This is a genomic window from Burkholderia sp. AU28863, from assembly GCF_002223195.1.
Lineage (GTDB): Bacteria > Pseudomonadota > Gammaproteobacteria > Burkholderiales > Burkholderiaceae > Burkholderia > Burkholderia sola.
In genome coordinates this window covers 79,167-92,619 of the sequence record NZ_NKFE01000005.1, presented here as the reverse complement: position 1 = coordinate 92,619, position 13,453 = coordinate 79,167, and the positions used below count along the sequence as shown (strand labels likewise).

Annotated in this window: 11 protein-coding genes; 5 read left to right on the top strand and 6 right to left on the bottom strand. The window is 54.9% G+C overall.

Translation table 11 applies throughout. The annotated features are described in order from the left end of the window. Positions 1-172: 172 nt before the first annotated feature. Positions 173-2,212 carry a hypothetical protein gene (locus CFB81_RS35515; protein ID WP_143328606.1) on the top strand — a complete coding sequence of 680 codons (2,040 nt, stop codon included), beginning with the start codon at positions 173-175 and terminating at the stop codon, positions 2,210-2,212. Between the two features lie 115 nt (positions 2,213-2,327). Next, on the top strand, positions 2,328-2,693 hold the full coding sequence (locus tag CFB81_RS16945; RefSeq protein WP_373452651.1) for a DDE-type integrase/transposase/recombinase: 366 nt from the start codon (positions 2,328-2,330) through the stop codon (positions 2,691-2,693). A gap of 302 nt (positions 2,694-2,995) precedes the next feature. Here CFB81_RS16945 and CFB81_RS35510 read toward each other — a convergent pair whose 3' ends face one another. From CFB81_RS35510 to CFB81_RS16920, 6 genes are all read right to left on the bottom strand, one after another. Beyond that, positions 2,996-3,733 (bottom strand): hypothetical protein, encoded by a 738-nt coding sequence (locus CFB81_RS35510; RefSeq protein WP_143328605.1) that lies wholly within the window; start codon positions 3,731-3,733, stop codon positions 2,996-2,998. A 106-nt stretch (positions 3,734-3,839) separates the two neighbouring features. Beyond that, a complete protein-coding gene (locus tag CFB81_RS16940) occupies positions 3,840-4,838 on the bottom strand; it encodes an alpha/beta hydrolase (RefSeq protein WP_179235990.1) in 999 nt (332 codons plus the stop codon). Between the two features lie 551 nt (positions 4,839-5,389). Further along, positions 5,390-7,144, bottom strand: coding sequence for a retron Ec67 family RNA-directed DNA polymerase/endonuclease (locus tag CFB81_RS16935; RefSeq protein WP_179235988.1), 1,755 nt, complete (start codon positions 7,142-7,144; stop codon positions 5,390-5,392). A 174-nt stretch (positions 7,145-7,318) separates the two neighbouring features. Next, positions 7,319-9,331: a DUF3732 domain-containing protein gene (locus CFB81_RS16930; RefSeq protein WP_089435918.1), complete on the bottom strand. Its 2,013-nt coding sequence runs from the start codon at positions 9,329-9,331 to the stop codon at positions 7,319-7,321. Between the two features lies 1 nt (position 9,332). Then, the gene (locus CFB81_RS16925; protein ID WP_069263386.1) at positions 9,333-9,815 is read right to left on the bottom strand and encodes a three component ABC system middle component; all 483 of its coding nucleotides are present in this window, start codon (positions 9,813-9,815) and stop codon (positions 9,333-9,335) included. Continuing rightward, positions 9,799-10,929 (bottom strand): ABC-three component system protein, encoded by a 1,131-nt coding sequence (locus CFB81_RS16920; RefSeq protein WP_089435917.1) that lies wholly within the window; start codon positions 10,927-10,929, stop codon positions 9,799-9,801. Before CFB81_RS16920 ends, CFB81_RS16925 begins: the two co-directional genes overlap by 17 nt. 1,044 nt (positions 10,930-11,973) lie before the next feature. Here CFB81_RS16920 and CFB81_RS16915 point away from each other — a divergent pair. Genes CFB81_RS16915 through CFB81_RS16905 form a run of 3 tightly spaced genes read left to right on the top strand, consistent with a single transcriptional unit; the run spans position 11,974 to position 13,432 of the window. After that, positions 11,974-12,513, top strand: a complete 540-nt coding sequence (locus CFB81_RS16915; RefSeq protein ID WP_256976210.1) for a hypothetical protein — start codon at positions 11,974-11,976, stop codon at positions 12,511-12,513. Positions 12,514-12,537: 24 nt separating this feature from the next. Then, positions 12,538-12,792: a DUF2933 domain-containing protein gene (locus CFB81_RS16910; protein WP_084044288.1), complete on the top strand. Its 255-nt coding sequence runs from the start codon at positions 12,538-12,540 to the stop codon at positions 12,790-12,792. Next, entirely contained in the window at positions 12,776-13,432 is a 657-nt protein-coding gene (locus tag CFB81_RS16905; protein WP_089435916.1) for an isoprenylcysteine carboxylmethyltransferase family protein, read from the top strand. The genes CFB81_RS16910 and CFB81_RS16905 overlap by 17 nt, the downstream gene beginning before the upstream one ends. Positions 13,433-13,453 lie beyond the last annotated feature (21 nt).

Genomic DNA, 13,453 nt, shown 5'->3' with positions numbered 1-13,453 from the left:
TAAACGCTTGCGAGATAGTGACTCAATTATCTACCGCCCAGTGTGCTGGGACCCCAATGCCGATACACTTCACGTACTCAAAATCGCAGGTCGCCATACCCCACGAGGAGCCGGATGCTGGGAGCAGTGGAAGCGCGGTGCCACAGACCGCCCGCTCGACGACATTTACTTGGTGGATGAATCCCTTATCCCTTTGCCACTGACGGAACAACTGGAGAAGCTGCCACGCAGTTGCGTGGTCGGTTTCGAACGGCGCATGTCGCTCCTGCGGGCGTTCGCGTTCGTCGACCCTGCTGGGAATGGAAATCCTCAAGACTTCTTATTCAATGACTTCATTTTTATCAGTGCGTCAACGCGAGTTGAATCAGCGAAGCGGGTGTGCAGCGCATTAGGTCAGCCACGAGGCTACCAAACATACCTCCGTGAATTGCTGCATAAGTACGCATACAACGGCGGCCATTGGAACGCGCTAATGAGACTGTCGTTTCAACAGGGCGGGAAAGGGAAATCGCGGGTGGGCAAGTACAAGACCAAACCAGGACCTCTCTCAGTCGAGGAAGCTTATCAACACGCGCGCGGCAAAGCATTGGGCGAAGCCCCTCTCGCGGAACGACGGTACCCGGTACGACCGTGTGATGAGGTAAAGTTTGTTAGGGCGCTAACCAAGCATTGGGCTCTGGGCCGCCTGTCGCTTGCAGACACGTATCGTGCCATGGTCAGCGAGGAGTACCCAAAATGGCCGATTAGGCTTATCCCGACCGTCGGTATGTTCATGTACCACAAGACTCGACTGATAGCTGAATATGACTTGAAGCGCCTTCGCTATGGGCGAACGCTTTCTGCACAGTACTTGGATGCTCGCGTTGGACAGGCAAGCCATTTGACGCAAGGCGTCATCGAGATTGTGGACGTGGACGGCTTTGTCGCAAAGGTCGGAGTCGCTGTCCGAGTAGGTCAGAAAATCAAGTCAATCCATTTGACCGTGGTATTTGCAGTCTCAAGACTGTCGGGTGCAATCCTTGGATACGAGATAGCAATGAAGGACGAGAATGCCGAGGCATTTCGTCGATGTATCGCGTCCATCTTTCTGTCCAAGACGGAACGCGCTCGAGAGCTAGGTTTCAAATCCACGAAGGGGCTAGTGTCGGGGAACATCGATGCAATCTTCGTCGATAACGGAGCTGGGGCTTCCGAGGAGGTCGTGGTAGCCGCATGCGAGAACATGAGGCTCATGAGGATGCTTCCGCCACCGGGACGCGGCGACCTCAAGGGCGTCGGAGAAGGCGTAAATGGCATCATGGTCAAAATGATGGCTCGTGCGCGCAGCGGATACACGAGAGCCACGGACCCTCTATCTCGAGAGATTCGTCGCTGGAAACGACTGGCAACGCCCATTTCACTGGACGATTTCGAGCGGTTGCTCCTGAAAGCCATCATGCAGTACAACACAACCACAAACAAGCGGCGCCTACGAACCCGGGATATGCGTGAGGCAGGCATAGGAATATGTCCGGCTGACATTTTCGAGTATACACAGCGGGTGCAACGTCGAGGCGACGCTGCGGTTCGTCTAACTCCTCGCGAGGTCTACGACAGATTCATTCCATGGAAGCCCTACACATGCCGGGGAGGATTGATTCATTTCCAGCATTTGCGCTACAAATCAGATGAGTTGACTGCACTGTTCAACGACCATGTTAAGGGGGACGACCGGGGACCGCTGCGGGTCAACGTCAAGAGGCTCGACGGTTCGCCGCATACTCTTATGTGGTTGCGTCACGACGGCTCAGTCGCGCCACTACGGTTGGTCGATGAGGACGAGCGAACTTTGGGACCGTGTCAAACCTGGAAGCAATGGGACCTCATGTGGATGGACGATTTACTACAGCAAAAGAAGCTCACACGAACGTCCGTTCAATCCGGGATACGACTCACAGTTGAGGAACAGCGGAATATCGGAGAAGTTGCTCGCCGCCGGGCGGAGGTCAACCCTGGGTTGCTTTTTGGAGGCAGCATACGAGGTGCTCGGTTGAATGCGGAGGCAAAGCGCAACGCTTCACGCGCCGCTGAGCAAGCGAAAGCTTATGGACTCGTCGAAACAGAAATGACCGCCGAAGGCAGAGCGCAAGACGATGACTCGGCGGCTACATATTATCCATCACAGCAGTCGTTCTATCGGACGCTGACAACTCGATTGAAAGACGTACTTTGAGCTTCCCCAAGCACACCCGCGAACACGTGTGGTAGCAGACAATCATGGCCCGGCGAGCGCTTGGCTTGGACAGCGGGATAGAATCTCCTTCCCGTGCTGAGCGCTCAGCCACATTTTGCACAAATTGACGCGCGCGGCTACGCCGAGCTTACCAACAGGCCCGAATCAGAGTTGGTTGATGGACGTCGTTTCTGACGGGCTGGCCTATGGTCGGCGGTTTCGATGCCTGAACTTGGTCGACGACTACACGCGCGAGTGCCTGGCCATCGAGGTTGATACTTCGCTGCCGGGCTTGCGAGTCGAGCAATGCTCGAGCGGCTCAAGGAGATGCGAGGCTTACCCACATCCATCACGGTGGACAACGGACCGGGGTTCGCTGGTGGTGCTGGATGCATGGGTCTACGAAGCCGGTGTCACGCTGTCGTTCAGTCGGCCTGGCAAGCCGGTCGAAAATAGCCTAAATTGTTGCGAGAAGCATTAAGTGACATTTTGAGAACCATAAGATGAGATATCGGCGCTGAAAGTGCGGTTGACACGCACCAAAGGCAGAGAAAATCTCACTGGATGCTTCCACTCGTCCGCTACGCCCTTGGCCGGCGATGCGGAAACGCTCGGGTTATGGGTTCCGCTGCACAACTGTAGTCCAATTCAGTCCACAAGCATTTTCAAATTCGTACTGGTTCGTTTTCGCCTCAAAAGGAGCTGCATTTACCCAGCGTTGCTTGCGGCTCAGATAATTTCGATGTTAGCAACCGTCTTCTTCACGTCACATCAGCCATAGACTCAAAATTCTGGTGAACCGTTCGGCTGGTATACGTACTCGAGGTCGACTCGGTCCCTGCTTACACCATTGACGCGAAGTGCAACGTAGTGCCGACCATCCCGCGTGCGCAAACAATAGGTTTGCCCGGGAACCGCAGGCTGGTACGCGTGCTGATAACCATCGGTCGGGCACTTCTTTACTTGCTTCAGCGTCGTTGAAGCTATTGGGCGAATGCCGCCATAGGCTCGCTCGTCTGCGGCAGAATTTGTGTATGGCGGCATATCATGCTGAACAAAGAACTGAGCCTGGCTTTCCCCGGGCGGGGTCGCCACAAGCAAATCCGCTTTGTTTGCGTACCAGTCAACCACTTGCTCGTCGCCAAAAACGTATCCAGATTCGGATGTTGATTGAAAACCGTCCTTTAAAATAACGGAACCACTTTGGGCGGCGGGAAGCACAGAATGCGGTGCCAATACAAAAACCAGCGCGAAGACGCCGAGCGCGCCACCACCCCGGATACCGCCGGGCAAATTGATGCGAAGGGCGCCCGGCAGAAAGGCGGCGATGGTGGCAGAAGCCAGCGCTAGGGTGACGCGAAGTGCGTAATAGCCAAGGTCGTAGTTAACCAACTGCAGGGCCGACGCCGCGACGACAACACCAACTATAGCGAGAATGGCTACTGCGACTGCCGTCATTGAAACCAATACGTTTGGTTGTCGAGTGGCGCGACGCGTCTCTACTTGTGAAACCCTATTCATATCTGACATCCTAATTATGACATCGATAAGCTAACAGAATAAATGTTTTCGGACGAGCGATAACCGGGCGTTTCTTCTACGTTTCTCACTAGAATCAATCATCGCGTCATGGCCGTATCAACACAAATCTATCGCTCGTGGCTGTGGGCTCGCGAGTGTCCGGTAGACTGCGGTCCACGCCGATGATTGTCTGGAACAGGTCGATGGCGAATACCCGATTACCGAAGTACCAGGAGTGCGACGCACAACCCACTCGTCCTTCCGGCTGGTCGGCCTTTGATACGACGTCGTTCGTATCGAGCGAATGGTAGTAGGCAGTGCAGTCCACGTTCACCGCCTTGGCCGGGGCGTCGTCCGGCAAACCAATGCGGCCAACGCGCGGCGCAGTCCCGACCCGCTTCACATTGGAAAGGTCAAGCGCTTCATCGTAATGATTTGAGTAGTTTGTCAGCCGGATACAGTGCCGATATACGGCTTCAGCCCCACAATCGGAGTCAGACATCGATATCGAGGATACGTCGCCAGCGGCGAAAATGATTTGACTTACGTTCCAACAAGAATTGGGCAATTGTGTATCATCTGCGTCATCAAAAGCTTCTCGAAGAACCAAAGCACCAGTCGAATGGCAGAGGATGTGGATGTTGATGGAACAGGTGGGCGTCTGCAGTGCGGACAGTTGGGCAATCCCTTCGTCGACAAGCCGAAACGCGGTTTCCTTCGCAGCATGCCTGTCGCGCATGTACGCAATCGCTGCTTGCTCGGTTGGCCAATCAAACGAGACAATTACACCTTTGAAGGACAGCGTCTCGAGGTCTCTTCGGATTCTCCGATGCCGGTCCAGCACTTCAGCGGTTGACATGTTGTACCCGTGCACGATGAACAAAATATCGCCTCGGGCAGCACCACTTGCTGCATTTGTCCATTTGGCGGCACCGATGACCTGGCTGTACCAAGCGTCTTTGTCGACAACCATGGTCTGACCATAGTCGGAATGCCCTTGCGGAACCTCAACAAACGTCGCATCGCTATTGACATCCGAGCCGAAACTACCATTGCTTTCAAGGCTACGGACGGTCATCACGTAGTCTGGTGCGTTATTGGCCATAGTGCCCCCCGTTTGTCCGAACATGCGAGAGTGAGCTCGCGAGAGGCATGCCAGTGCTTTTGTGCGTTAGCTGTCGAGCTTAGTAACTACCGACTGTCGATAAGAATGCGGGGAAACCGTTTCACCTCTGAAACGCATGAGTCATTTCACATGGACGCCCAATCCAGTTTAACTTCCCAAAATTGCAGGGGTTGCTTTCAAGCGTTCGCCAAGTCTTGGTAAGTTCGGCGCTTGCTATTGACGCGTTGGAAGCCTCCATAGACCCTCCCGGAGGGCAGTCGGCGCTCGGGTCGCGCTGACAGGCCCTCTATCCTGCCGCCCCGAAACGCTCGACTGTTTTCGGGTGCAGGCGCCTTGAAGGTTTCATGGACGATACGTTTTCGTGCGCCGGTTCACATCGCTGGCCGACGCCAGGGCGCAGATTGAACGGACAAGTGGCGACCTCACTCCCCCCCGACGAGGCAGTCAGCCTGTTTGGGTCGGTCAACCTGGCATGGGGAGCCGTGATAACCGGGGCTCGAGAACGTGCTTCGTCATCAGCAGTTGAAGTCCTATTTCGCCTGCTCTCTTTGGCTCTCTTCATAGTGGTCCAGCACCTTCACGACCCTATCTAGGATGGCCCGGAACTTAGTGAAGTCAATAGTACCCGCCTGCTTTGCCACGACATCCCGTGCAAATGCGCCTTTTCCGTAGAACTTTTCTGAGTCGTCGGACTTGTTGCTACGATTGAATGTCTTTCCATTGAGCTGCGTCGCCAGAGTGTGTTCGTCGAAAAAATCCTCAATCGCAGTCTGCTTTTTCTTTGGCCCGAACGGTGTCGGAACGACGTAAAGATTACTGGTTACGTGAATAAAGTCAGCTCGCCCCTCTGGCTTAGGCTTCTTCGTGATACCGGCAATCGCCTCGTAAATGCTGTGCGCACCGTTGTCGTTGTCTATCAAGACGATGACCGGAAACTTGGAAACAGGAGCCTTGAACCACTCAGTTACATCCTCATGGTAATTTTTCAAAAGCTTGCAGATACCCCCTACACCGCCGGTTAAGTCGGCAATGTGACCTGTTCGCGTCTCGGCATGCTTAAAAAATCGAACCTCGAACTTCGGCGGAGTACCTTTATCAATCAATCTTGGATATTCCGTAGCGAGGCTTTTTATAGCACACCGCAGGTACACGTTATCGGTTTTTCCTTCACAAACAATAATAGGTTCGCGAGCAGCGTAAAAAGTATCAAAATACAGAAAACGCCTGAACAACGCTATGCGCCCCTCTGTACTTGCTGGTTCGCGACCATTGTCCGTACACAGTTTGTGATTGAAACGGTCCACTTGGTCGATATATGAAAGCATCCCGAGAAGCTGCTTGTTTTCACCAACGAAGCGATTCTCGAAAACGACGTTTCCTTGCGCGTCCCTCTTCTTATGCACGAACTCGAATTGTCCAGTCTTGAAGAGCTTATCGACCATGGCACGTACTGTATAACGATACGTTGCGGGAACATTGACCTTACGATTTACCGTTAAGCCGGTTACTTCTTGCCTTGAGTCTCGGTACTGCAATCGTGTTTTTGAGGGATTAAAACTAAACCCGTTTCTGGTAACGATGCGCTCAAGGTCGACACCAGGTATCCAGCTATGGGTATCCTTGAGCGTCGCTATTTCCGGCGGAAACTCCGGCCGGTTTGTGCTAAACGTAAGGTCGTCGGCATAGCGGGTGTACGTCGCACCATGCTTTACCGCCAGACGCACAAGGTGAATGTCGAGCGAGTGAGCGATTAAATTTGAAATAACCGGGGAACAGGGGCTACCCTGTGGGAGCTTATTCTCAAAACAAGCAATCTGAGCAATTACCGTCGCAACCTCAGGGTGAAGCGCGAAATTTCTATCCTTCAGAAAGAACCCTCGCACACGCCCAAAATTTATCGTGCCGAAGAAATCATGCAAATCCACGTTGAACACGTAGCGACGGGCGACATGCGCCCGCCCATTCGTCATGATAGTGTGGTTCCTCTTGAATCCGTGCGCGATTCCGAAGCGCCTCTCATCTTCAACATGCCCATGCAAAGAATTGATTTCAGCAATGCAGTCTTGCAAAAGCGTCGACAATCTCCGTTGAAGCAATTTCAATCCATTCTCAGGCGCAAGGATTTCGCGTTCGCCACCATGACGTTTTTTTATTTCGAACTTACGGTATCGATTAGCCTCTGGCGACTTATAAATTGCATAAGTGAGCATCCCCGGCTTGACATGCAGCAGTGCCGCGAGGTCCCGTCGGGCAGTTGCTGCTTTTAGGTCTTTGAGACTCGACATTTTTATCGGGAGGAGAAAAGACTCGCGGATACTCCTACGCATCGGCGCGCATCTGCAGTATCAGAGGGATACCGAGGGCATATCTCGGAACATTTGCTTCACATGCCATGAAACATGGCAAAAAATCTATCCGCGAGTCGAACTAAATATAACACGACAAACCCGAGACGACAATCACTCGTCTGCTATCGCAGAGCCATCCAATCTCATCGCCTCAATCCATGCAAGGGGAACCAGCTTTTTGCCGTTCCTCCACTCCTCGACGGGGTTAATGCCCTCCAGGCCGCCCCAAATGTCGCGGCTCGCGTGGTCAACCACGATAATTTGGAAATCCCCCTTGAAGGTAGCAGTTGCCATTCCAAATACTTTGAAGAACCGTCTCACCGCCTCTGCATCTTCGTCGTCGTCAATCTTCGGGTCCAAGTCCCCGCGCTTGCTGGCGAGTTTTCGCGGGAAGTAAACCTGACTCGGCTGGTCGAAAGCGAGCAGCCCTGGGACCGGCGAGTTGGTCAGCCTAAGGAATAACGCATGCAAGGCAAGAGTGGCGGCCACATGGTAGGTAAGCCAATTCGCACCACTCCCCAACTGCCAGAGGAAGTCGCTGCGCCCACTGGCATCACCTACCCTGACGGTCAACTCTTTGATGTCGAGATTGACCGAAGCGTCCGGGTCCTCCGCATCGAGCTTAGACGCGAGCTTCTCCATCGATTTCTTCAGTCGCTTCAATACGCTTGCAAGTTTCGCCTCATAGTTCTCTTTCGAGAGTTCAGATTGAAGGCTCTGGATGCGACCAGCGATTTCCTCAAGCGCCTTCGCGGCGCCTGGATTTTCCCTTCCGTAGTAGACCACGAGCGCTTGCTCCAGCGCTCCTAGGTAGCGCGCTACCTGATTGGTTGCGAGTCTCTGTTGCTTGGCTTTTGCGCTGCGTTGCTCAATACCTTTGCGACGTACGCTTACCGCATTCAGCTTGTCGGTGAGTTCACGCATTTTGTCATTGAGCACCACCCAGTCGCGGTCGAACACGGATGGCGCTCTCGAAACACGTCGCGCATCTGATTCGACGACCGCAAGCGCATCGCACATGGCGTCGACCGTCGCCGAATGCGACTTCAACGACTGCGCGCATATAGGGCAGGTTGACTCGCTGACATCTTGGGCCTGATTGCGCAGCCATCGAGAAAGTGACAGACGGTCCTTTCTCGTCCCGAGCGAAATCTCATACTGACTGACCGAGCCCTTCAGCTCTGACAGACGGGTTAGCCTATGTCGCACTTCCGCGAGTTCGCCGTTCAGTGACGACTCCTCTTTCTGCAACTCAGCATACTCGATAGCCGAGTCCTCGAGCGCATCAGCCGAGATAGGCTTCTCCGGGACCTCGGATTCCACTAGCTTTGAGAGTATCGAGAGAACATGTGCTTCGTCCTTGCTTTTCAGGGCCTCCTTGTCAATCAGGCCAAGCTCATACGCTTCACGCACCCAATTTTCAAGATTGGCACGCCATGTCGCCGATGCTTTTGCGTAGGCGTCGACCTCCCTCTGCTTGACGCGCAACTCGCGTTTGAGGCAGTCGAGCTCCCATCGCTTCTCAAGACTTTCCGGCGTTGTTGCTCCGAGCACATACGGGAAAATGGCCCGAAGCTTCTCGCGATATTCTGTCGTATCGGCCCGATAGAAGAGCACATCCGGGTTCGCCACGACGTTCTGCGGTTGGAAGCAAAACGCCATCAAGTCTCGGAAGCTTGGGCGGCCAGAGTATCCGCTACCCTGATTGTCCGCATCGGTACCGAGATTGGTAAGCTGCGCGACGCGGTCAAGCATGGTCTTCACCTGCTTTACCGTTGTGTTGCCTTCCGAGATGACAGGCGGAACGCTTATCTTCTCTGCCTCAGCGAGGTACATCTCCCCGGAGCTCGGTTGCTTGCCGGGCTCCGGTCGCGCAAGCAGCTTCTGCCCTTCATCGGTCTGCACCACAATGCCAAACCACGAAACGGTCTGGCGGATGAGTCCGACAGGAATCGAACAGCGGTCAGATGCAAGGCAGTAGTCGATGATGGGAATAATCGATGACTTGCCCGTCTTAGACGCCCCAGTGATAACGTTGGCTGAGTTAAGGGCGAACGGCACTCGCCGCGGCTCAAAACCGCCCTTGCGAGGCCACAATACGATTTCAACGACCTGCAGCTTCAATTCAAAGCTCCAAATGGAAAACGAAGCAAAACTCGCGAAGCGATACCTGACTAGCCCAGTGGCCCAATCGCTCCGCAGCTTGGAGAATTCGAGTTGCCCCCTCACCTTGTGGGGCAGGACTGCTGGTGCTTCGCGGTTGGAACGTTGCACGGTCGGGGTCGACCGAAATAAGGCCAGTGCTCAGAGCCAAGGCGATGGCCTCTTGGGAGAGTCCCCTCATCGCCAGTGCACTGTCCTGTGACGTCGCTAGTATCGACTGCTCCGCGCGCAGCTTCTCCTCGACCTTTCGCAATCCCTTTTTTGTCTTTACGACAGTTTCCAGAATTTTCTTGTTGAAGAGCAGCGGAATGACCAAGAAGGCGTACGCAATCGGTGCAGCATCCTGCCTCACCTCAGCCGCGTATCCGCAGGCAAATCGCCAAATAAGCGCCGCGCCGAGGCCGGGGTTCTGAATCTCCTCGACTTCATCAATCAGCATCATCATCCCCTCGCGTGACCTCTACGTTGAGAAGTTTCTTCCATTCAGGATGCCAACCTATACGAGGTTCGTCCGCCATCGCGTGATAGCTACCACGAGAAAAATACTGCGGCACCTTGAGAGATTGAATTTCCGCCGGGTCCTTCGCCATACATTGAAACAAGAGCTGTACACCGCGATTGATAGGGGATGTCGCGGTATCGGAAAACTTGACAGCCATTCGACAGAGCCGCCAGTGGTACTCGAGCTCTTTTTTATATTTGCGAAGACCTTCTCTATCGAGATACCCCGAGGCACTCCACTCGGTGCGTGCAGTCGACGCGCGGAGGTAGTCGCTGATGTGTTGCTCTAGGTCATCTTCGTCAAGATTGAGAAGATTCAATTGGTGAACATAGCGTCGACCGACGAGCTGAGCCTCGATTTCTGCCCTGGTCGGCTCGGCTTCACACTCTGGAAAGCTGGTCAGATTCCTATCGACGCGTCGCAAGACGGCGAGCCGCTGCCGTCTGAAATCGTCATACGATACCCGCGCAGGTGTGTGAGCTTCAATATGCTTCATCAGTTGACGCTTAACCCATCCCAGTAGCTGTTCGGTAACCAAGTCCACGCTATCGTCGCTTGTACTCCGCGCGATTTCAGCTCGGACCTCATCGAATGGAGACGCAGTAGCAATCTCAAGGGCGAAGTCGAGGACGATGGCAGCTATGGCGCCATCGCTGTGAGAGAACAAGCGACGCAATTGAGCCTTCAGCGATGCCTTGTCTTCAGCGTCGCCTTCTTGCGCATCCGCTGGCGCCAACCGCTTACGCAACTCTTGAACAAGCTCCGTTGCAGCAGCTGGTGAATTGCAATCGTTCAGCCTCTGCACGATTTGTCCTTCGTGCTGCTGCGCGACATACAGGATGTATTTGGAGGCGGCCGGGAGGTCTCCATTACGTCGCGCATCCGCCCAGTTTGCGAACGTCTTCCACAATGCGCTGGAACCGTCTGCTATCGGATTGTGCGCAAGCCCGCTCTTGTCTTCCTCCGAAACGACGGTACTACCGCTCTCGACGGAGACGTCCCCCAACGTTTCGAATGCGACGATGTCACCGGGGCCGGCACGAAGAAGGTGCCACATTACCCTCACTATCTGAACAACGTATCCGTAAGCCTGTCCCGGTGCCGTGGTCTTCCTCTTTCTTGGTTTTGCCATACCCGTTCGTTGATATTCTGCTACGACTGCATTTTCTGAATTGCCCGTGCCAAGTCAGTCGCGGGGGCCTCGGCGGCAAGCCATGAGATGTCATAGGTGTCTTTGTCCGGCTTGGCTACGGACGCCATTTGCTCATAAGGATGAACCAAATTCCGGAAGCTGCGAAGCTCATGACCAAATCGATTGACATCTGGGTCGAGCCACTCAGTGCTGTGGGCAACGTCAGTCATCTCCGCCAATGACTACTCGAGGAAGCGCTTGACCTTGACAGATTGAGGCCATGTTGGCGTTGCAACATACGCGTTCGCTGATTTCGGATTCCGCTGGCAGACCACTAGCAGCCGCCCCTCATGCAAGCCTCCCATCATAGCAATTGCAGCCAAGTACGTCCTCGAATCAAGGCATCGCCGCGCTTCTGTCCTGCGTGCCTGAAGAACCGCACCGACTCCTGGTTCGAGGTCTGGCAGGCTAGCTAACACCTTGACGGCGCGCATACAGGCGTAAACGCTTCTAATCCGCGTTGCCACATGGCCCCGCGGGCGCTGGGCCAGAACAACGGAATAGAATCTCCTTCCCGTGCTGGGCGCTAAGCTCCATCTCGCGTAAGGAGAACTGTTGAACACTGCGCCTCCGTCGCATCCCCATATGCTCTGCAAACAGTAGGCCAGCGGTGGCGCGGCAGAGCACTACTGTAAATCATTGTTTCTTATAAAAAAATGCTCACGTAAATGCAATTTCCCTGCTCGTAAGCAGAATCAATCGACATCAGCATATTGTGCTGACGTGCATTTCAGAAGTCCCGGACGCGCCTCCGTCCGGTATTCCCCGGCATTCCGCCGCCCGCCGGGGCACTGCCTATCGTAAGTAGCCACGCAGTCGCAGCGTGGATGCACGTCACCGCCGTGTCGTCGAGCGTGCCCGGAGCGATACCCGATACCGCCCGCACGTCCCCGCCACGGCGTGCCAGGTATGAAGAATTCGGTGCGTGATTCGTTGAGCCACGTCAAGCCATTGACGGGGCGTCAGCATAGAGTGGTTTCAGGGTTCGACCGGCTATCGAAAACCATGCTCAAGGAGGACAAGATGGCATTCCCGAAAAAATTCGCCATCGCCATTGCGACGCTTGGCATGATGAGTGCCGTTGCAATCGCTGGTACGCCGACGGCCACCGGCAATGCGGCTCACGATGCCCATCACCCAGATAAAGCAACCGCAAAAGCGCCGACTAAGTCAAACCGCGAGGCGGACGACCAAATGCAAACCATGCGCGTCATGCACGAAAAGATGATGAACGCGAAGACGCCCGAGGAACGCGCTGCGCTGATGGACGAGCAAATGAAAATCATGCAAAACGGCATGAGCATGATGGAGATGATGAGTGCTCACTCGTCCGGCATGCCGATGTCGTCGCGGCAGGGGAGTATGGAAACGCGCATGGACATGATGCAGATGATGATGCAGGCAATGATGGACCGGCAGGCTGCTCGCGAGCATCCCGCCGAGAAGTGAGACGCCACGAAATGGGAGATAGCCGTGGATGACAACTCGCATGATGGTCGGCCGTTCTGGAAATCACGGTCGGCCATTGCACTCGTAGCGTTCGCTGCAATAGCGCTATTCCTCCTGCTCTCCGAACACCGCGCCCACTTCCTTGGGGTGTTGCCCTATCTGCTGTTGCTCTCGTGCCCGCTGATGCATCTGTTCATGCACCATGGGCACGGGCACCATGGGGCGAAATCGGCCCGCGGGCGTCCTGATCCGGGAGACGGCCATGACCAGCATCGGTGACGGCTACGGACTATGGAGCCTCGTCGCTATCAATTCTCTCGTCTTCATCATCTTCGCGTTCAGCTTCTTCAAGCCGGCAACCAAGCGGGACTGGCGCACGTTCGGCGGATTCTCCGCCTTCATCGTCGCGCTGTTCGCGGAAATGTACGGGTTTCCGCTCACTATCTATTTGCTATCGGGTTGGTTGCAGACGCGCTTTCCGCAAGCAAATTTGCTGTCGCACGACGCGGGGCACCTCTGGTGGACCTTGACCGGCAGACACGGCGACCCGCATGGCGGACTTCCACACCTTCTCAGTTTCTTCTTGATACTCGGCGGTTTCTACTTGTTGTCCACGGCGTGGCACGTACTGTATGAAGCTCAGCGCGGCAAGGAGTTGGCCACCACCGGACCCTACGCGAAAATCCGGCATCCTCAGTACGTCGGATTCGTCGTCATCATGCTGGGCTTCCTGCTCCAATGGCCCACGCTCGTGACCTTGGCGATGTTTCCCATTCTGGTTTTCATGTACGTTCGACTAGCGATACAAGAGGAGCGTGATTCCGAGGCACGGTTCGGCGCTGCGTGGCGTGAATACGCGGCGCACACGCCGCGCTTTGTGCCGAACCTGTTTGGAAAACGCCCGGCTCGAGTACATTGATTTCAGGCGACTGCCCCGTAG